This is a genomic window from Bradyrhizobium sp. CCGUVB23 (assembly GCF_024199885.1).
In the GTDB taxonomy this organism is placed as follows: domain Bacteria; phylum Pseudomonadota; class Alphaproteobacteria; order Rhizobiales; family Xanthobacteraceae; genus Bradyrhizobium.
In genome coordinates, this window is record NZ_JANADQ010000001.1 from 189,943 (window position 1) to 210,267 (window position 20,325).

Genomic DNA, 20,325 nt, shown 5'->3' on the forward strand with positions numbered 1-20,325 from the left:
CTCCCATGGCCAGCAACATCAATCCGGATCCCTTCACGACGAGGCCCGAGATCGAAGGCACGTTCGGGGTCGTGGCCACCACGCACTGGATTGCGACCGCCGTCGGCATGGCCATCCTCGAAAAAGGCGGCAACGCGTTTGACGCCGGCGTCGCGACCGCCTTCACGCTTCAGGTGGTCGAGCCGCATCTCAACGGCCCCGGCGGCGACGTGCCCATCATCGTGCATGACGTCAAGCGCGGCCGCACCGAAGTGATCTGCGGCCAGGGCCCGGCGCCGGCGCGCGCCACCATTGCCCATTACAAGAGCGAAGGGCTCGACATGGTCCCCGGCACCGGCCTGCTTGCGGCCTGCGTTCCCGGCACCTTCGAATCCTGGATGATGCTGCTCCGCGACTACGGCACGATGCGTGTGCGCGACGTGCTTGAACCCGCCATTTCCTACGCACGCGACGGCTATCCGCTGGTTGAACGCGCCTGCGCGACGATCAAGACCGTCGAGCAGCTGTTTCGCAAGCACTGGCCGACTTCGGCCGCCGTCTATCTTCCGAACGGCGAGGTGCCGAAGCCCGGCACGCTCTTCACCAATAAGACACTCGCGGCGACCTACGCCCGCATCCTCAGCGAAGCCGAAAGTGGCGGCGGTGGCCGCGACGCCGAGATCGAGCGCGCGCGGAACGCCTGGTCGCAAGGCTTCGTCGCGGAGGCCATCGACAAGTTCTGCCGGACGCAGGAGGTGATGGACGTCAGCGGCACGCCGCATCGCGGCGTTCTCTCGGCCGACGACATGGCGCGTTGGCAGCCGACGATCGAAACGCCGCTGACTTACGACTACGGTCGTTACACCGTCTGCAAGGCCGGCGTCTGGAGCCAGGGTCCGGTCACGCTGCAGCAGCTCGCTCTGCTCAAGGGCTTTGCGCTCGACGGGCTCGATCCAACGGGCCCGGAATTCATCCATCTCCAGATCGAATGCGCCAAGCTCGCTTTCGCTGATCGCGAAAAGTTCTACGGCGATCCGAAGTTCAACGAGATCCCGATCGCGACGCTCTTGTCGGATGCCTATAACGACGAGCGCCGCAAGCTGGTCACCGAAAAGGCCTCGCTCGACTTCCGACCCGGCTCGGTCGAGGGCTTTGGCGGGGTCGTCAAATTGCGCCGCGCCGAAGGCCAGCGCGAGGCGGTCGGCGCGCTCGGCGCCGGCGAGCCCACAGTCGGACGCTTCGGCGAAGTGCGCGGCGACACAGTTCATTTCGACATCATCGACAAGGCCGGCAACATGGTGTCCTCGACGCCATCGGGCGGCTGGCTGCAATCCTCGCCGGTCATTCCGGAACTCGGCTTTTGTCTCGGCAGCCGCGCCCAGATGTTCTGGCTGGAGGAAGGTCACCCCGCCTCGCTCGCGCCGGGCAAGCGTCCGCGCACCACGCTGTCGCCGACCATGGCGCTGCGTGACGGCGAGCCGTATCTCGCCTGGGGATCCCCGGGCGGTGACCAGCAGGATCAGTGGATCACGCAGTTCTTCCTGCGGCATGTCCATTGCAACCTCAATCTCCAGGAGGCGATCGACGCGCCGGCTTGGCATTCCGAGCATTTCCCGATCTCGTTCTGGCCGCGCACCGCGCGCCCCGGCGTGCTCGTGGTGGAGAACCGCGTGCCCAAGGCGACGATCGAGAATTTGCGCGAGCGCGGGCATATCGTGGAGGTCGGCCCCGACTGGTCCGAGGGCCGCCTCACGGCCGCCTCGCGGGTCGGGGTGCGCCGACGCGCCGCCGCCAATCCGCGCGGCATGCAGGGTTACGCGGCAGGACGCTGAAGGGCTGACGAGCACGACATGACCTGGTCGATCATCGCCCGAGATCCTGCCACCGGCCAATTCGGCATCGCGGTTGCGACGCGCTTCTTCGCCGTCGGCGCGCGCGTCCCCTTCATCGCCGCTGGCCTTGGCGCCATCGCGACGCAGGCTTTCGTCAATCCCTATTATGGCATCGACGGCATCAAGCTGTTGCGCGAAGCCCTGAATGCGCATGACGTGCTCGCGGCACTGCTGGCGACCGATGATGGCCGTGAAAGCCGCCAGGTCCACATCATGGATGCCAGCGGCGAGGTCGCGTCGCACACCGGCCGCGATTGCATCGACTGGTGCGGACACACGGCGGGAAGCGGCTTCTCCATTGCCGGCAACATGCTTGCCGGTCCTGATGTCCTCAGCGAGACGGCGAAGACCTACATCGCCAATGACAGCCTGCCCTTCCCGCGCCGCCTGCTGGCGGCGATGCGCGCCGGCGAAGCCGCAGGCGGCGACAAGCGCGGCAAGCAGTCTGCTGCGCTCTTGATCCATGGCGAGGAGGAATGGTCCACGCTCGACCTGCGCGTCGACGATCATCCCGATCCGCTTGCCGAGCTGGCACGGCTCGAGCAGGTCAGCAACGAACTCTGGGTACACTTCCGCGATTCCCTGCCGACGCGCCGGAACCCCGCGGGGATCACCGATCGCGCGGTAATCGACGCCCGCATCGCGGCCGCCCGCGCGACCGAGCAATGAGCGCGGCGCCCCTCATCGAGATCGAGGGCTTGCGCGTCCGCTTCCACGGCGACGATGGCCGCATCACCCACGCGGTGGACAGCGTCGATCTCAGCGTCGCCAATGGCGCGACGCTCGGTCTCGTCGGCGAATCCGGCTGCGGCAAGAGCGTGACGTCGCTTGCGATCATGGGACTGTTGCCGAAGCAGACCAGCGAGGTCACCGGCAACATCCGCTTCGATGGCGTTGATCTCCTGCAAAGCTCCGACAAGAGCCTGCGCGACCTGCGCGGCAACCGGCTCGCGATGATCTTCCAGGAGCCGATGACCTCGCTCAATCCGAGCTTCACCATCGGCGACCAGATCATCGAGGCGATCCTGCGCCACCGCGGCGGCACAAGGAAGAGTGCGCGCGAGCGGGCGATCGAGCTGCTCCGCCGCGTCCATATCCCTTCGCCCGAGCGGCGCATCGACGAATATCCGCACAAGCTCTCCGGCGGCATGCGCCAGCGCGTGATGATCGCGATGGCGCTCGCCTGCGACCCCCGCCTTTTGATCGCCGACGAGCCGACCACCGCGCTCGATGTCACCTTGCAGGCACAGATCCTGGAGCTGATGCGCGAATTGAAGGCGGCAAGCGGCGCTGCCATTATCCTGATCACCCATGATCTCGGCGTCGTCGCCGAGGTCTGCGACGAGGTGGCGGTGATGTATGCCGGCGAAATCGTCGAGCGCGCGCCGGTGGACGAATTGTTTGCCTCGCCGCAGCATCCGTACACCGTCGGGCTGCTCGGCTCGATCCCGCGCCTCGACCACCGCGCCGAGCAGCTTGCAACGATCGAAGGCATGGTGCCGAACATGGCGCAGCCGCCGGCCGGCTGCCGCTTTGCGGCGAGATGCCCGTTCGTGCTTCAGGCTTGCACCAAGGCGCCGCCGCCACTCGCGAAAGTCAGCCCCGGCCACCTCTCGCGCTGCATCCGCGCGCCGCTCGAGCAACTGGTGTCGTGATGGCGCTGCTCGAGGTCGAAAATCTGGTCAAGCATTTCGTTGCCGAGCGCTCGTTGCTCGGCAGGCCCAAGGCCCTCGTCAAGGCCGTCGACGGGGTCAGCTTTACGCTCGAAACCGGCAAGACGCTCGCGCTGGTCGGTGAATCCGGCTGCGGCAAATCGACGGTCAGCCGGCTGGTGCTGCGGCTGATCGAGCCGGATGCCGGCAGCGTCCGTTTCGAGGGTCGTGATCTGCTCGCGCTCGACGCCAATGCGCTGCGCACCTTCCGCCGAAAGGCGCAAATCATCTTTCAGGATCCTTACGCCTCGCTCAACCCGCGCATGACCGTCGGCCAGATTCTGACCGAGCCGCTCGCGCTGCATGACCTGGTCCCGCCATCGTGCCGCCGCGAGCGCGTTGCCGAGTTGTTGCGGCTGGTCGGGCTGGAGCCGAGGCTCGCGCGCCGCTATCCGCACGAATTCTCCGGCGGGCAGCGTCAGCGCATCGCGATTGCGCGGGCGCTGGCGGTCGAGCCCAGGCTGATCATCTGCGACGAGCCGGTCTCGGCGCTCGACGTGTCGATCCGCTCGCAGATCCTGAACCTGCTGCGCGAGTTGCAGGATCGCCTTGGCCTCGCCTACATCTTCGTGTCGCACGATCTTGCCGTGGTGAAGCACATCGCCGACCGCGTCGCCGTGATGAATCTCGGTCGCATCGTTGAGACGGCCGACGCCGACGCACTGTTCGCCGCGCCGCGCCATCCCTATAGCCGCGCGCTGTTGTCGGCGATTCCCCTGCCGCAGCCGCACGCAAAGCGAAGCACCATCCTGCTCAAGGGCGAGATGCCGAGCGCGCTCAATCCGCCGACGGGGTGCCGCTTCCACACCCGCTGCCCGTTCGTGGTCGACCGCTGCCGCAGCGAGGCACCGCAACTTTTGGCTGATAGCAGCGGCCATGCCACGGCATGTCACCGCGTCGCGGAGCTGCCACCGGCCGATGCCATCCTGCCCGCCCCGCACGCTATGTCGCCGGAGCTCGCGAAATTGGTCGCAGCCTTCAGCCGAAAGACGGAAGGCGCTGGCCCCTCCGGGGTTGGTATGCAAGATGCACCGGTCACACCGAGATAGCCGATAGCCATGAAGGTGATGCAATGAAGATGTTCCGTCTCGCGGCGACCGCCGCCACCTTGCTGGTGTCACTCGGCGCCGCCCAGGCCCAGACCACGCTGCGCATCGGCCTTGCCGAGGACCCCGATATCCTCGATCCGACCATGGCGCGCACCTATGTCGGTCGCATCGTGTTCGCCGCATTCTGCGACAAGCTGTTCGACATCGACGAGAAGCTCAACATCGTGCCGCAGCTCGCGTTGTCCAGCGAGACCGCAGACGACGGCAAGGCGCTCGTCATCAAGCTCCGGCCCGGCGTGAAATTCCACGATGGCGAGCCGTTCGACGCGGAGGCCGCAAAGTTCTCGCTTGAGCGACACCTCACCTTCCCGGGCTCGTTCCGCAAGCCCGAGCTCGCCTCGGTCGACCATGTCGAAGTGGTCGATCCCCTCACGATCAGGCTGGTGCTGAAGGCGCCATTCTCGCCGCTGCTCGCGCAGCTCACCGACCGCGCCGGCATGATGGTCTCGCCGAAGGCTGCGAAAGCCGAAGGCGACAAGTTCGGCCTGCATCCGGTCTGCGCCGGACCCTACAAGTTCGTCGAGCGCGTGCAGCAGGACCGCATCGTGTTCGAGAAGTTCGCCGACTATTGGAACAAGGATAATGTCTTCATCGACCGCGTCGTGTTCCAGCCGATCGTCGATTCCACCGTGCGGCTTGCCAATCTGAAATCCGGCGGGCTCGATCTGATCGAGCGCGTGCTCGCTACCGATCTGAAGGACGTGCGGGCCGACTCGCGGCTGAAGGTCGCCACTGCCATCGAGCTCGGCTATCAGGGCGTCACGCTCAACATCGGCAAGGACAAGGCCAAGGGGCCGCTCAGCCAGTCCGCCAAGGTGCGCCAGGCGCTCGACCTTGCCATCGACCGCGAGGCGATCAACCAGGTCGTCTTCAACGGCGAGTTTCAGGTCGGCAACCAATGGGTCAATCCCGATCATCCCTTCTATCAGAAGGCCGTTCCGGTCCGCGCCCGCAATGTGGAGAAGGCCAAGGCGCTGTTGAAGGAGGCCGGCGTGACGCCGCCCGTCAGCGTCGATTTCCTGGTGCCGAAAGGCGCGGAAACCGAAACGCCGGCGCAGGTGATCCAGTCGATGGCGGCGGAAGCCGGTTTCGACATGAAGATCCGTGTCACTGAGTTTGCGACCGGGCTCAAGCAGGCCGAGGCCGGCGACTATCAGGCCTTCGTGCTCGCCTGGAGCGGCCGCGTCGATCCCGACGGCAACTCCTACATCTTCCTGCATAGCGATGCCCCGCAGAACTATGGCGCGTGGAACAATGCACAGGCCGACAAGGCGCTCGAGGAGGCCCGCCTCGTCAGCGATCCCGACAAGCGCAAGGCGATCTACGAGACTCTGGCGAAGCTGGTCCAGGAGGAGGAGCCGATCCTCTATCTCTACCACCGCCGCATCATCATCGCCCACACCACCAGGCTTGAAGGTTACAAGCAGATGCCGGACGGCCTCGTTCGCGTCGTCGGCCTCAAGCTGAAGTGACGCGCTTGGCTACCCGCTCGTGTCCCGGACGCGGCGCGGCGCGCGAGCGCCGCACCGCAGAGCCGGGACCCAGAGCCCCAAACAATGACGCATGGATCCCGGTTCAGCGTCGCAACATTGCATGTTGCGCCGCGCCCGGGACATGGGAGCGTCCATGCTGAACTTCCTCGCCCGCCGTCTTGCGCAGATCATACCGACGCTGTTCTTCGTGTCGGTGCTGATCTTCTCGCTGCAGCAACTCCTGCCGGGCGATCCGGCGCTGGTGATGGCCGGCGAGGAGCGTGATCCCGCCGTGATCGCGCAGATCCGCAAGCAATACCGGCTCGATCAGCCCATCCCCGTCCAATACGCCTATTGGGTAAAAGGGGTTCTGACCGGCGACTTCGGCGAGTCCCTGCGCAACAAGATGCCGGTGCGCGCGCTGATCGCGCAAAAGCTTCCGGTGACGCTGCAGCTTGCGTCGATGGCGATCCTGATCGCGTTCCTGATCGGCATTCCCGCGGGCATCGTCTCGGCGGTCAAGAAAGGTACCGCCTGGGACTACGGCGCCAATTTGTTTGCGCTGTGGGGCATCTCGACGCCGAACTTCTGGCTCGGCATCATGCTGATCTTCCTGTTCTCGATCGAGCTCGGCTGGCTGCCGGCCTCCGGCTATGTGCCGCTGACGGAGGACTGGCGCGCGAGCCTTGCCGCCACGATCATGCCGGCCTTCGTGCTCGGCAACGCCATCGCCGCGATCCTGATGCGGCATACGCGCAGCGCCATGCTCCAGGTGCTGGAGAGCGACTATGTCCGCACCGCGCGCGCCAAGGGCCTCCTGGAGCGGACCGTCATCCTCAAGCACGCCATGCGCAATGCGCTGACGCCGGTGATCACGCTTGGTGCGCTCGAACTCGGCACGCTGCTGTCGGGCGCGGTGCTGACCGAGCAGATCTTTTCCATTCCCGGCTTCGGCAAGCTGATCGTCGACGCGGTGTTCAACCGCGACTATGCAGTCGTCCAAGGTGTCGTGCTGGTCACCGCGACGATCTACATCACGCTCAACCTGATCGCCGACATCGCCTATATCCTCGTCAATCCGCGGCTGAGGGGCTAGGCCATGGCCGACGCGGCGCTTTCAACCAATCCCGCCACTGATACGAGCGAGCTCGACAGCCCCGCACGCCGCGCGCGGCGGCGCCTGTTCAAGCGCAAGGCGGCGGTCGCGGGGCTCGTCGTGATGACGGCGTTCATCCTGTTGGCTCTGCTGGCGCCGTTGATCGTTCCGTATGATCCCGTTGCCACGAGCTGGAGCCTGGTGCGAAAAGCCCCCACCGCGCTACATTGGTTCGGCACCGATGAGCTCGGCCGCGACATATTGAGTCGCGTCGTCTACGGCGCGCGCGCCTCGCTGCTCGCCGGTGCCATCTCGGTCGCGATCGCGCTTGGCATCGGCGTACCGCTCGGCCTGCTTGCCGGATACCGCGGCGGCTTCACCGACGCGCTGATCAGCCGGATCACCGATGCGATGCTCGCATGCCCGTTCCTGATCCTCGCTATCGCGCTCGCGGCGTTCCTGGGCCCGAGCCTCGGTAACGCCATGATCGCGATCGGCATCTCGGCTACTCCGGTATTCATTCGCCTCACCCGCGGGCAGGTGCTGAGCGTCAAGGCCGAGGACTATGTCGAGGCGGCGCGCGCCCTCGGCAACCCCTCCTGGCGGATCGCGTTCGCCCACATCCTGCCCAACATCCTGCCGGCGCTGCTGGTCCAGGCGACGCTGTCGATCGCCGCGGCCATCATCGCGGAGGCCGCGCTGTCGTTCCTTGGCCTCGGCCAGCAGCCGCCGGCGCCGTCCTGGGGCAGCATGCTCAACGCCGCCCAGCGCTTCCTGACGCAGGCGCCGTGGATGGCGATCTGGCCTGGCCTCGCGATCTTCCTGGTGGTGCTGTCCCTGAACCTGCTCGGCGACGGCCTGCGCGACGCGCTCGATCCGCGCCAGCGCTAAGGTGAAGTGACAAAGTCGTCGCCGGTCCGAGCACCTCTCCCGGAGGGAGAGGTCGAATTGCGCAGCAATTCGGGTGAGGGGGTCAGGTCCATCGATAGAGCGTAACCCCTCACCCGGCGCTTCGCGCCGACCTCTCCCCTTGGGAGAGATGGGGCAGTGCACGCGGCGCCAGAAGCTAGATCACGACCTCGCGCACCACGCGGCGGCAATCCATCTCGAATTCGAGATCGACGACCGGCGGCCGCGCGAAATGCCAGGTGAGCCCCGAGCGTAGAGCGCCGCGGCGGACTAGCTCGTCGCCCAGCGCGTGGTGGAAATTGCGGATCGAATAGGCCTGCACGGCGGTCGTCTCCTTCCAACCGAAGCCGAATGCCGCAAGGCGGCTCTCCATCTGCGCGGTGGTGAAGCGGACCTTCTCCGTGATCCCCTCCGGGCTGAGGTCGCGATAGCGCACGGTGCGCTCGACATAGCTGCCGCTACCCTCCCGCGCCTCGGCGCCGCCGGCGATCACGAAGGTCGGTGTGCTCGACCGCGTCGGCCGCGTGAAGGAGAATGCATGAAAGGAAGGCTCGGCGGGCGGATCGATATCGGGACAGACATTGCTGCGTGCCACCGGATTGGTGGTGCCGTCGAAAATGCCCCATTCGGACAGCGTCTTGACATAGTGCAGATTGAAGTTGCGGAAGCCTTCTTCCGTGAACGCGGCCGGCGAGCGCAGCTCGCCGGCGCAGAACGCCGTTAGCGGCCTCCCCGCCTCCCGGATGAATTTGGCGGCCAGCGAAAATCCCTCCGCCAGCGGCACCAGACGATCGAAGCGAACCCGCTCGATCTCGTAGCCGGGATCGGCGGCGGCGCCCGCCGAATACTGGAATACGGACGGAATGAAGCGATAGTTGCCGGCGGCGAATTCGCGGGTCATTTTCCAATCCCTATTCCAGTTGCATGCGGACGCCCTTGGCGCCGTTGAGCAGGCGCTTGAGGTGGAAGCCGGCCAGCGCATCGTCGGCGTGCATGCCGACCAGCGCGGCGAAGGCCGGCATGGCCGCGACGTCGCCGGCTTCAAGCTTGGCGAAGGCTTCGGAGTACTGCGTCGTCAGAGGTGTTTCGAATCTTGCCGGCGGCAGCGGCTCGAAGGCGCGCAGCGGCTCGCTGCGGCCGCGCAGCATGAGGTCGCCCACGGGCCGGCCCCGAAAATTCGAGGCTCCCTTGGCGATGGTGGCGCTGACGCAGATGCGCGTGCCCAGATACTTGTTGGCGGCTTCCAGCCGCGCCGCCGTGTTGATGGTGTCGCCATAGGCGGTGTAATCGAAGAAGCGGCTGCCGCCGAAATTACCGACCAGCGCGGGCCCGGCATGGACGCCGATGCGCGTCGTGCCGAAATTGACGCCCTTGTCCTTCCAGCGCTGGCGAAAGTCTTCGGCCCATTTATCGAGATCGTGGGCGCAGGCGACCGCACGCGTTGCGAAATCTGGCTGATCGCCGGGCGCGTTGAACAGCACCTGGATGGCATCGCCGATGATCTTTGCAACCGTGCCCTCGTGCTCGAACACGATGTCGGTCATGCCGCCCACATAGGCGTTGAGGAGCTCGCCCAGCGTCTCCGGCGCCGCGCTCTCGACCAGGGTCGTGAAGCCGGTAATGTCGGTGAAAATGGTCGCGACGTCGCGCCATTGCACCTCCATGCCGTCGCTCTCGCCGCTTGCCGCGGCCAGGCGCTTGGCGATCTCGGGCGAGAAGTAGCGCGACAGCGAGGCATGGGCGCGTTCGGCCTCCGCCTGCCGTCGCCGCGCCTCGCGCAGCGTCTCGACGTGGCGGATGGTCTTCTGGATCGTGGTCTCCAGATCGGCGAAGTCGATCGGCTTGGTGAGAAAGTCGAAGGCGCCGCGGTTCATCGCGGTGCGGATGTTGCTCATGTCGCCGTAGGCCGAGACGATGATCGTCGACTTCTTGTCCTCCGCCTCCTGGAGCTTCTGGAGCAGCGACAGCCCGTCCATCCGCGGCATGTTGATGTCTGATACCACCAGGTCGACATGCGGATGCAGCTCGATCGATTGCAACGCCTCGACGCCATCATGGGCAAACATGAAGCTGACGAGTCCCTCGCGAATCTGCCTGCGAAACTTCTGGAGGACCAGCGCCTCCAGATCGGGCTCATCATCGACAACGAGAATCGTGGATGTCATGCTGCTTGCTCGAGCCTTGTGTCGATCTCCTGCCGCAGCAGCGCAAAATCGATCGGTTTGGTCAGAAGCCCGACCGCGCCGCGCTCGATCGCCTTCCGCCGTGTTTCCGCATCGCCGTAGGCCGTGATCATGATCACGGGCACATCCGGGCGTTCTGCGCGCACTTTCGGCAACATGTCGAGCCCGCTCATGCCGGGCATATTGATGTCGGAGAGGATCAGGATCAGCGAGGGATCGCGCACTTCGACGGCGCGTTCGATCGCCACCGGCGCGGACGGGGCAAACTCCATCTGGAAACGGCCCGCGCGCAGGTCGCGCCGGAACTGCTGACGAAACAGCGCCTCAACGTCGGGCTCGTCGTCGACGACAAGGATGTAGACGTTCAATTCCTGCCTCCGGTATTGCCTTCTGCCAGCATGCGCGGCAGCGTAATGATGAATTCAGTGAAAGCGCCCGGCTCTGTATTTACGTCGACCGTGCCGCCATGCTGTTTCACCACGATGTCGTGACTCATGGACAGGCCGAGCCCGGTTCCCTCGCCGGCCGGCTTGGTGGTGAAGAAGGGATTGAACATTTTCTCCTTCACCTCGGGCGGGATGCCGGTGCCGTTGTCGCGGATCCTGATTTCGACCCTGTTGCCGAGGTTCCTGGTTGAGGCGCTCAGCGTCGGCTCGAAAGCGCCGCCCTCGCTCTCCTTGCGCTTGGTCGCGGCATAGAAGCCGTTCGAGATCAGGTTGAGGAAGACGCGGGTGATCTCCTGCGGATAGATGTCGAGCATGCCGGCGGCCGGATCGAGGTCGCGCTTGAGCGTGATGTTGAAGCCCGGCTTTTCGGCGCGCGCGCCGTGATAGGCAAGGTTGAGACTCTCCTCAACGAGCGTGTTGATGTCCGCCGCCCGCCGCTCGCCCGAGCCTTCGCGCGAATGCAAGAGCATGTTCTTGACGATGGAATCGGCGCGCTTGCCGTGCTGTACCACCTTCTCAAGGTTGCCCTTGAGCATGTGGGTGAGCTCGGCGACCTCCTCCTTGGTCTTGTCGTCGAGGCCGCCTCCTTGCAGCACCTGGTTGAGTTCGTCGATCAACTCCGTCGACACCGAGGAGAAATTGTTGACGAAGTTGAGTGGGTTCTTGATCTCGTGCGCGATGCCGGCGGTAAGCTGCCCCAGCGACGCCAGCTTCTCGGTCTGGATCAGGCGGTCCTGCGCAGTGCGCAGCTCGTCGAGGGATTGGGAGAGCTCCTTGGTGCGCTCCTGGACCTGCTCGAACAGGCGCACATTCTCGATCGCAATGACCGCCTGGTCGGCGAAGGTCTGGACGAGGTCCATCTGGCGCTGGCTGAAGGGGCCCGGATCAGGCCGTCCCAGCAGAAGCACACCTTCAACCGCCTTGTCGCGCATCAGCGGCACGGCGAGCACGGCACGATAGAGGCCGATCACAGGCGCCTGTCCGAAATTATATTCGGAGTCCTCGCGAATGTCGGGAACGTGAACCGGCTTGCCGTCCATGAAGACGCGGCCGGTGATGGTCTCACGTCCCGGCCTGATCGGGTGAGCCTCCATGAAATCGATGAAGGCTTGCGTGCAGCCCGACTCGGCCTTGAGCCGCATCACCTCGCCATCGCGCAGGCAGATGATGCCGAGCGAGGCGCCGCACAGCGCCTGCGCTGATTCCGTCAGCGTCGTCAGCACGGATTTCAGATCGAACGCGGAACGGCTGATCACCTTGAGCACGTCGGCGGTCGCCGTCTGCTGCTGTAGGGATTCGCTCAGTTCCGCCGTGCGCTGCTCGACCTTGTTCTCGAGGTCCGCATAGGATTCCTGCAGCCGCGCGCCCATGTCGTTGAACTGGTTGGCGAGCCCTTCCAGCTCATCGCCGGTCTTGATCGAGATGCGCTGCGAGAAGTCGCCGCCGCCAATGCGCTCGGCGCCGGTGCGCAGTGCCTGGATCGGGCCGACCATGCGCCGCGCCAGGAAAATCCCTGCGAGCACTGCGAAGATGGATGCTGCGAGCAGCACGATGGCGAGACGTTGCAGGGAGGCATAGAGCGAGGCATAGGCTTCCTCGACCGGAAGCTCCACGAACATGGTCCAGCCCAGCGGCGCGATCGGCGCAGACGCCGTCAGCACCTTCTGTCCCTGGATATTCGTCGCCTCCTGCAACGAGTCAGGCATGGTCCCGCCGCCGGCCTGCGCGGCGCGCACCTGCTCGAGCCTGGACATGTCGGTGTTGCGCAACACCAGGCTGATGTCGGGATGCGCGATCAGCCGGCCCTGCGAGCCCACCACATAGGCATGCCCGTGCTCGCCGACCTTGATCTGCGAGACGACGTCCCAGATCAGCTTGAGATTGACTTCCGCGATGCTGACGCCGGCGTCCTTGCGCGTGCCGGCCAGCGCCAGCGTCATGTACGGCTCGGACTCCCGCCGGAAATAGACAGGCCCGTAATAGACCTTGTGCGCAACGGCCTCGGTGAATTTCGCATCCTTGGAGAGATCGATCCCGCTGTCGACGACGTCCATCGCCAGGCGCGAGACGCGCAAGCGCTCCTTGCCGGTCGAATCGACCTGGGCGAGCTCGGTGATGGCCGGAACCTGGCGCAGAAGCCGCAGCGCATCGAAGCGGCGCTGCTCGATCGAGCCGGCCGACCACGGCAGTTGCGTGGTCCAGCCAAGCTGGCTCTCGATCTCCTTGACGAACTGGCCGATCTTGGCGGCGGCCGCCTCGGCCTGCTCGCGCTGAACGCGGATCAGCGCGGCCTTGTGCTCACGATAATAGAAGAACACCTCGAAGAGACCGTTGGCGAGCAGCGCAACGGCCACCACGGCCACGAACAGCCCGACATATTTGGTGAACAGCCGGGTCCGGATCCCGGGCCGCGGGCCCTCCCCGGACGCGGCATCGCTCGCCACTGCGCTACCAGGAAGCGACCGGCCCTGCGGCGTGTCGGGATGGAGGGAAATGCTCATCCCGCCGAACCTAGCAAGAAGGCCCGGACTTGTCTCTTGCGGCAGTGCACAACGCTACTCGATGACCTCGTCGGCGAGCGCCAGCAAGGTGGGCGGAATCTCGAGTCCAGTCGCTTTGGCCGTCTTCAGGTTGAGCGCGAGGGGATAGCGGGTCGGCTGCTCGAACGGCAGATCGCCGGGATTCGCTCCGCTGAAAATGCGGGCGACCAGTGCTGCTGCCCGCTCGAAACATTCCGACACGTCCGGTCCGTAGGACATCAGCCCGCCGTCGCGGGCGAAGTCATCATTTTCGTAGATTGCTGGCAGCTTCCGGACGGCGGCAAACTCGAACACCCGCTTGCGGTTGAGAATGGTGAGCGCATCCGCCACCATCAGGATGCCATCCGGCAAATCGCCTGACATCACCGAGAAGGCCTCGTCGAAATCGTCGGGCTCGCGGACGCCGAGCGCCTGCACGGTCAGCCCGAGCGCCTGGGCGGCCTTCGCCGATGCCTGGTAGCGCGTGGTCATGCCGAGGTCGTCCTTGTTCCAGAGCATGGCGACCTTGGTCAGCTTCGGCGACATCTCCTTCAACAACGCCAGCCGCTTGGCACTGAGCGTCGCCGCGACGTCCGAAATGCCGGTGATGTTGCCACCGGGATGAGCGAGGCTTTCGATGAGCCGGGTCTCGACGGGATCGCCAATGCCACTTGCCGCAACAGTAGGTACGCCCGCCGCCTTTGCGGCCATGGCCGTCGGGTAGCCTATGATGACAATGGCATCGACGCTCCTGGATTTCAGATCCGCGATCAGCGAGGGGAGCTTGGCGACATCGCCTGCCGCGCCGCGAGGCTCAAGACTGAGATTCTGACCGAGGCGGAAGCCACGCTCGCCGAGCACCTTGATCAGGATCTTGCCGCCCGGACTCGTCTCCGCAATGGGCACGATCGGTGTCAGCGTGCCGAGACGGTAGGTCTTGCCGCCCTGTGCCACGACCGAGCCCGAACAAAGCAGCGAAACGCAGCCAAGCCCTCCCAGGAATTCGCGCCGCCTCATCATGTCTTCCCTGCTCTGGCGCAACAGCGCACCGCGCAAGTCTAGCATGGGACAAGAAAAAAGCGGCAATGGCGATGGCCATTGCCGCTTTGCATCTTCGATCGATCGGCCTCAGGTCGGCCGCAGCGCGCTGGAGCCGACATCCAGCGCCTCGATCTGCTTGTTCCGTTCGGATTCGGTCTTGGCGCGGTGGTCGGTCGCGAGCACCACATAGACCGCCGGCAGCACGAACAGCGTGAACAGCGTGCCGATCGACATGCCCACCACGACCACGAGGCCGATCGAGAACCGGCTGGCCGCGCCGGCGCCCGTCGCGGTCAGCAGCGGGATCAGGCCGGTGACCATCGCAGCTGTCGTCATCAGGATCGGCCGCAGACGGATGCGGGCCGCCATTTCGATCGCCGAGCGGCGGTCGAGCCGTTCGTTGATCTGGAGCTCGTTGGCGAACTCCACCATCAGGATGCCGTGCTTGGTGATCAGGCCAATCAGCGTCAGCAATCCGACCTTCGTGTAGATGTTCATGGTCGCCACGCCAAAATAGAGCGGGATCAGGGCGCCGACGATCGCCATCGGCACCGAGATCATGATGACCAGCGGGTCACGCAAGCTCTCGAACTGCGCCGCCAGCACCAGGAAGATGATAATCAGCGCAAATCCCATCGTAATGAGAAGCTGATTGCCCTCCTGCACGTACTGTCGGCTTTCGGAGAGATAGTCGTGACTAAAGCCTTGCGGCAGCTTCTTGGCCTCGCCTTCGAGGAAGTCGACCGCTTGTCCCATGGTCACGCCCGGCATCGGCACGGCCGAGAAGGTCGCCGAGTTGAGCTGATTGTAGTGGGACAGCGAGTTCGGATCGGTCGAGGTCTCGATCGACACCACCGTCGACAGCGGAAGCTGCTGACCGGTGTTCGTCGTCACGTAGTAGCCGCCGAGCAACTCAGGCGAGAGCCGCTGGCCGCGTGGCACCTGCGGGATCACCTGGTAGGAGCGTCCCTCGAGATTGAAGCGGTTGATGTAGTTGCCACCCAAGAGCACCGCCAGCGCGCTGCCGACGTTCTGCATGTTGATGCCGAGGTCCTGCGCCTTGGTGCGATCGATCTTCACCTTCACCGTCGGCTGGTTGAAGTTGAGATCGCTGTCGGAGACGATGAACATGCCGCTCTTGCGCGCGGCGTCCTTCAGCTTCTCCATCTGCTCATAGACGGTCTGGAAACCGGCGGTCGAGTTGATCACCATCTGCACCGGCAGACCGCCCGGCCCGCCCGGCAGCGGCGGCAGGTTGAAGGCGAACGCCTGCACGCCCTCGATCTTGGAGAGCTCAGCCTGCACCAGCGGCTTCAGCTTGATCGACGAGCGTTTGCGCTCGTCCCAGGGCTTTAGCAGCATACCGGCGATGCCGTTCTGCGGGCCGTTGATGCCATTCAGCACGAAGCGCAGGTCGGTCTCGGGGAAGCTTTGGAACTTCTTGTCGAGCTTCTCGCCATAGAAATCGAGATAGTCGATGTTGGCGTATTTCGGCGCCTTGGTCACCGCGAACACGATGCCCTGATCTTCCTCGGGTGCAAGCTCAGCCGAGGTATGGAACCACAGAAATCCGACCAATCCCAGAATGGTCATCGCACAGAGGAACGTGACTGGACGATAGTCGAGCGAGCGGTCGAGCTTGCGGCCGTACCAGCGCGTCACCGCGCCGAACACCTTGTTCACGAGTTTGCCGAAGCGCCCTTCGTCGGCACTCTTCAGGAGCACCGAGCACATCATCGGCGACAGTGTCAGCGCGATGACGCCGGACACGATCACCGAGCCTGCAAGCGTGAAGGCGAATTCGCGGAACAGCGAACCGGTCAGGCCGCCGAGGAAGCCGATCGGAGCATACACCGCGGCCAGCGTAATCGTCATCGATATGACGGGCCCGACGATCTCGCGCGCGCCTTGCAGCGCAGACTGCACCGGCGTCTTGCCCTCCTCCAGATGGCGGTGGATGTTCTCCACCACCACGATGGCGTCGTCGACGACGAGACCGATGGCGAGCACCATCGCGAGCAGCGTCAGCAGGTTGAAGGTGAAACCCATCGCGAGCATCAGGGTGCAGACACCGATCATCGAGAGCGGGATCGTGACGACCGGAATGATCACCGATCGGAACGAGGCCAGGAACAGGAAGATCACCACGATGACGATGATCACGGCCTCGCCAAGCGTCTTCTCGACCTCGTCGATCGAGGACTGGATGAACTTGGTCGAGTCGTAGGCGACCTTCATCTTCATCGACGGCGGCAGATTGCGCTCCAGTTCGGGGAACAGCGCGCGCACGCCCTTCACCAGCGTGAGCGGGTTGCCCTGCGGCGTCGCGTTCACGCCGATGAAGATGGCATGATCGCCGTTGAAGGCGACGCTCGCATCGGTGCTTTGGGCGGCAAGCTCGACGGTCGCGATGTCCTCCATCCGAACGAAGCCGCCGTCCTTGGCCTTGACGATCAATTTCTTGAATTGATTGACGTCGGTGAGGCCCGTGTTGGTATTGATATTGGAGACGATGAGATAGCCCTTGGTCTGGCCGGCCGCCGACTGGAAGTTGTTGGCGGTGATCGCGGCCGCGACATCGGCCGGCGACACATTGCGGCCGGCCATCTTCACGGGATCAAGCCACAGCCGCATCGCAAAGGTCTGGCCGCCCAGGATGTCGGCCGACGCGACGCCGTCGACGGTCGACAGCACCGGCTGCACCACACGCGTCAGGTAGTCCGAGATCGCCGAGCCCGAGAGCTCCTCCGAGGAGAAGCCGATATACATCACCGCCGTGGTCTGGCCCGTCGTCTTGGTGACGATCGGATCGTTCGATTCCTTCGGGATCAGATATTTGACCGAATTCACCTTGGCGAGCACCTCGGTGAGCGCCTGGTTCGGATCGAAGTTCAGCTTGATGTAGACCTGGATCGTGCTCGTGCCCTGCACGGACGATGACGTGATGTAGTCGACGCCCTCGGCGGACGCGACCGCCTGCTCGATCGGCGTCGTGATGAAGCCCTGGATCAGGTCCGCGGACGCGCCGGGATAAGAGGTCGTGACGTTCACGACCGTGTTCGACAGTTTGGGATATTGCCGGATCGGCAGCACCATCGCCGCACGTAGGCCGATCAGGAGGATCAGCAGGCTGACGACGACCGACAGGACCGGTCGCTTGATGAAGATATCGGTAAAGGCCATCGCGGCGATCTCGAATTCGTTTTGCTTGAGTGGCGTGATCCGGCGTCAGGCCGGATCACGCGAGCGCGTTGTCAGTAGCGCGGCGGCTGCGCCGGAATGGCCGGCGCCGGATCGGGCGAAATCGCCACGGCTGCGCCCGATTGCAGCTTGAGCTGGCCGAGGGCGACGACCTTGTCACCCGGCTTCAGGCCCTTGAGGATCTCGGCGCGGCCTTCGACCCGATTGCCGGTCTGCACGAAAGTGCGCACGGCATTCAGGCTGGTCTTGCCGTCCTCTCCCTGCTTCTCCGTGATGACGAACACCGAGTCGCCATAGAGCGTGTAGTCGACCGCCGTCTCCGGAACGGTGATCACCGGAGGCTTGTCCGGCAGCACCACCGTCGTGGTCACGAACATGCCGGGCTTCAGGATCTTGTCCGGATTCGCGATCGTCGCCTGCACGCGGATGTTGCGGGTGTCGCTCGCGATCTGCGGCTCGATGGTGGTGATCTTGCCCTCGAAGACGCGGCCCGGATAGGCATCGACCTTCAGCCGCACGGTCTGGCCGACCTTCAGATTGCCTGAGTCCTTCTCCGTCACCGTGAAATTGGCCCACAGCACCGACAGATCCGTCAGCGACACGATGGCCGTGCCCGCGGTGAGATACTGGCCGACTTCGACCTTGCGCACGCCGAGATCGCCGGAGAACGGCGCCCGCACCAGCTTCTGCGAGATCAGCGCCTCCGTCTTGGCGATGCCTGCCATCGCCTGATCGTAGGAAGCCTGCGCCTGGTCGACGGTCGCCTGCGGACCGAACTGGCGTGAGGCGAGCTGCTTGGCGCGGTCGAGGGAGAGCTGCGCCACCGTTGCCTGCGCCTTGAAGTTGGCAAGGTCACCCTGCTCTGGCGCGTCGAAGAGCTGCACCAGCGGCGTGCCTTCCTCGACATGCGCGCCCGGCTCGAACTTGATCTCGGTGACACGGCCGTTGACGTCGGCGGTGACGTTGACCTGATGCACGGCGGCGAGCTCGCCGACCGCGGTCAACAGGTTCGGCACCACCTCGGACTTCGCCTCGGCCGCGCTGACGCTCACCGGCGGCGGCTTGTTGTTGGCGAAGAACTGCTTGATCATCTGGCCACGGAAAGAATTGAACCAGACCAGCCCGCCGACGAGTGCGCCGAGCAGCAAACCGACAATGATGAACCAGCGCACCGGCTTCACCGGGCGCTTGGGCGCCTTGTCGATCGGTTCGCCCGATATTTTGTGTTCAGCCACGATGTTCATGTCATGCACTTTCTGCAATCGCCGCCTCGCCGGCACCCGGCGCCAAAACGTGGCCCAGATGCGAAGCAATTGCGGCGTCGTTAAGTCCGATACCTCTCAGGAGAAACTCACAGAGCTGCCGCCCCAGATCGCCCGCTTTGCCGTAGGCGAGGCAAGGCGTGGCCGGCAGCCTGGTCAGCGCAGCCGTCATCACCGAATGGTGCGCGAACCAGAACAGGTTGAGCGGATCCGTTGCGCAGGGCCTTGCGTCGCCCGCCGCCACCGCGCGCTCCAGCGAGGCGACGAAAACGGCTCCGATCAGATTCTCGATCTTGGCATATAGCAGGCGCGCGAATTCGCCATCATCCAGATGGCTAGTAACCATCAGCCGCAGGCGCTGCGCCTCCTCCTGATCCGGGCTGTCTGCGATCTGCATGAAGTGCTCGACCATGCTCCGGATCAGCTCGACCAGGGTGGCTGTTGACGGCTCCCGCTCAAGAAGCTCCATCAGTGCCGGATCAGCCTCGCACTCGTCGCTGAGGATCTCGGCGTACAGCGCGGCCTTGGACGGGAAATGCTTGAACAGCAGCGCTTCAGAAATGGCAGCGGCGGCCGCCACGCTCTTGGTCGTGGTGCCGGTATACCCGTGACGGGCAAAGCAACGTTTCGCGGCACCGAGGATGAGTTGCCTCCTCAGGTCGCTCGTCATACGCAGTGAGCTCATGTTAGTGAGTAAGCACTCACCCACGCAAAAGTCAAGTAGAGTGCTGCGATGCAACCTCGATGAGGTGACAAAGCTCAGCGCGCCCCGACGATAGCAAACCCCCGGGCGCGGAGGCCGCGCCGGTCCGCGTTCAGCGAGCGCAGCAGACGATCCCGCGTATCGCGCACATGGGCAGAAGCCTCTCGTGCGGCCTCCTCTGACTGCCCGCTGCGGATATAGCCGAGGATTCGGCGGTGCTCGCTCCAGGCCTGCTCGCGTGACGACTCGGTCCAGACCTCGAGCCAGCGGGCTCGCGAGAGCCTGATCATCACCCCGTCGATCGCGGCGACGAGAAACTTGTTGCCGCTGAGCCGGGCAATTTCGACATGGAAGTCGGTACCGATCTTGTGCCACTCCTCGCGTGGCACGTCAGAACGGCAGGCATTGAGCATTTCTTCGATGCCATCGAGATCCGCCGACGCCGCTCGCGCGCAGGCAAGCCGCACCGCGGTCACCTCGAGCGGCTCACGAAATTCGGCCAGGGCTTCGATTTCGCCGAGATCGATCGGGGCCACGGCCCAATTCCGCCCCTCCCGCTGCACCAGGCCCTCGCCCTCCAACCGCGCCAGCGCGGCGCGAATGGGCGTGCGCGAGCTCTGGAAGCGACCTTCCAGCCAGCGCTCGGTCAGACGCTCGCCGGGCCCGAGGTCCAGCGAGAGAATCATTTCCCTGAGCTGATCGTGGATCAGCAGCATCTGCGACACGCCGAAATCTCCAGCCTTCCGCGCGCGTCATACCGCTCGCAATTGTGAACAATGGTATCCCTTTTTGGTATCCCAT

16 protein-coding genes are annotated in these 20,325 nt (G+C 64.7%); 7 read left to right on the forward strand and 9 right to left on the reverse strand.

From position 1 onward, the window contains the following. Positions 1 to 5: 5 nt before the first annotated feature. The 7 genes from NLN62_RS00855 (at position 6) to NLN62_RS00885 (ending at position 8,151) form a co-directional block, all read left to right on the forward strand. Positions 6 to 1,811, forward strand: a complete 1,806-nt coding sequence (locus tag NLN62_RS00855) for a gamma-glutamyltransferase family protein (protein ID WP_027525488.1) — start codon at positions 6 to 8, stop codon at positions 1,809 to 1,811. 18 nt (positions 1,812 to 1,829) lie between these two features. Continuing rightward, positions 1,830 to 2,540, forward strand: coding sequence for a DUF1028 domain-containing protein (locus NLN62_RS00860; protein WP_254107033.1), 711 nt, complete (start codon positions 1,830 to 1,832; stop codon positions 2,538 to 2,540). After that, positions 2,537 to 3,526 (forward strand): ABC transporter ATP-binding protein, encoded by a 990-nt coding sequence (locus NLN62_RS00865; RefSeq protein ID WP_027525490.1) that lies wholly within the window; start codon positions 2,537 to 2,539, stop codon positions 3,524 to 3,526. Before NLN62_RS00860 ends, NLN62_RS00865 begins: the two co-directional genes overlap by 4 nt. Continuing rightward, positions 3,526 to 4,632: an ABC transporter ATP-binding protein gene (locus tag NLN62_RS00870; protein ID WP_254113311.1), complete on the forward strand. Its 1,107-nt coding sequence runs from the start codon at positions 3,526 to 3,528 to the stop codon at positions 4,630 to 4,632. The genes NLN62_RS00865 and NLN62_RS00870 overlap by 1 nt, the downstream gene beginning before the upstream one ends. 23 nt (positions 4,633 to 4,655) lie before the next feature. Next, complete coding sequence (locus NLN62_RS00875; RefSeq protein ID WP_254107034.1) at positions 4,656 to 6,164, forward strand: ABC transporter substrate-binding protein; 1,509 nt, start codon at positions 4,656 to 4,658, stop codon at positions 6,162 to 6,164. A gap of 154 nt (positions 6,165 to 6,318) precedes the next feature. Next, positions 6,319 to 7,260 carry an ABC transporter permease gene (locus NLN62_RS00880; RefSeq protein WP_027525493.1) on the forward strand — a complete coding sequence of 314 codons (942 nt, stop codon included), beginning with the start codon at positions 6,319 to 6,321 and terminating at the stop codon, positions 7,258 to 7,260. A gap of 3 nt (positions 7,261 to 7,263) precedes the next feature. Beyond that, positions 7,264 to 8,151 carry an ABC transporter permease gene (locus NLN62_RS00885; protein WP_254107035.1) on the forward strand — a complete coding sequence of 296 codons (888 nt, stop codon included), beginning with the start codon at positions 7,264 to 7,266 and terminating at the stop codon, positions 8,149 to 8,151. A gap of 175 nt (positions 8,152 to 8,326) precedes the next feature. Here NLN62_RS00885 and NLN62_RS00890 read toward each other — a convergent pair whose 3' ends face one another. The 9 genes from NLN62_RS00890 to NLN62_RS00930 form a co-directional block, all read right to left on the reverse strand. Continuing rightward, the gene (locus tag NLN62_RS00890) at positions 8,327 to 9,070 is read right to left on the reverse strand and encodes a hypothetical protein (protein WP_254107036.1); all 744 of its coding nucleotides are present in this window, start codon (positions 9,068 to 9,070) and stop codon (positions 8,327 to 8,329) included. A gap of 10 nt (positions 9,071 to 9,080) precedes the next feature. Next, positions 9,081 to 10,334 (reverse strand): adenylate/guanylate cyclase domain-containing protein, encoded by a 1,254-nt coding sequence (locus NLN62_RS00895; protein ID WP_254107037.1) that lies wholly within the window; start codon positions 10,332 to 10,334, stop codon positions 9,081 to 9,083. Continuing rightward, positions 10,331 to 10,720 (reverse strand): response regulator, encoded by a 390-nt coding sequence (locus tag NLN62_RS00900; protein ID WP_027525497.1) that lies wholly within the window; start codon positions 10,718 to 10,720, stop codon positions 10,331 to 10,333. Before NLN62_RS00900 ends, NLN62_RS00895 begins: the two co-directional genes overlap by 4 nt. Then, a complete protein-coding gene (locus tag NLN62_RS00905; protein ID WP_254107038.1) occupies positions 10,717 to 13,299 on the reverse strand; it encodes an ATP-binding protein in 2,583 nt (860 codons plus the stop codon). The genes NLN62_RS00900 and NLN62_RS00905 overlap by 4 nt, the downstream gene beginning before the upstream one ends. A 54-nt stretch (positions 13,300 to 13,353) precedes the next feature. After that, positions 13,354 to 14,334 carry an ABC transporter substrate-binding protein gene (locus NLN62_RS00910; RefSeq protein WP_254107039.1) on the reverse strand — a complete coding sequence of 327 codons (981 nt, stop codon included), beginning with the start codon at positions 14,332 to 14,334 and terminating at the stop codon, positions 13,354 to 13,356. Between the two features lie 111 nt (positions 14,335 to 14,445). Further along, positions 14,446 to 17,541 carry a MexW/MexI family multidrug efflux RND transporter permease subunit gene (locus tag NLN62_RS00915; protein ID WP_027525500.1) on the reverse strand — a complete coding sequence of 1,032 codons (3,096 nt, stop codon included), beginning with the start codon at positions 17,539 to 17,541 and terminating at the stop codon, positions 14,446 to 14,448. A 71-nt stretch (positions 17,542 to 17,612) separates the two neighbouring features. Next, on the reverse strand, positions 17,613 to 18,803 hold the full coding sequence (locus tag NLN62_RS00920) for an efflux RND transporter periplasmic adaptor subunit (RefSeq protein ID WP_027525501.1): 1,191 nt from the start codon (positions 18,801 to 18,803) through the stop codon (positions 17,613 to 17,615). 1 nt (position 18,804) lies between these two features. Further along, on the reverse strand, positions 18,805 to 19,506 hold the full coding sequence (locus NLN62_RS00925; protein WP_027525502.1) for a TetR/AcrR family transcriptional regulator: 702 nt from the start codon (positions 19,504 to 19,506) through the stop codon (positions 18,805 to 18,807). A gap of 74 nt (positions 19,507 to 19,580) precedes the next feature. Continuing rightward, entirely contained in the window at positions 19,581 to 20,249 is a 669-nt protein-coding gene (locus tag NLN62_RS00930) for a GntR family transcriptional regulator (RefSeq protein ID WP_027525503.1), read from the reverse strand. Positions 20,250 to 20,325 lie beyond the last annotated feature (76 nt).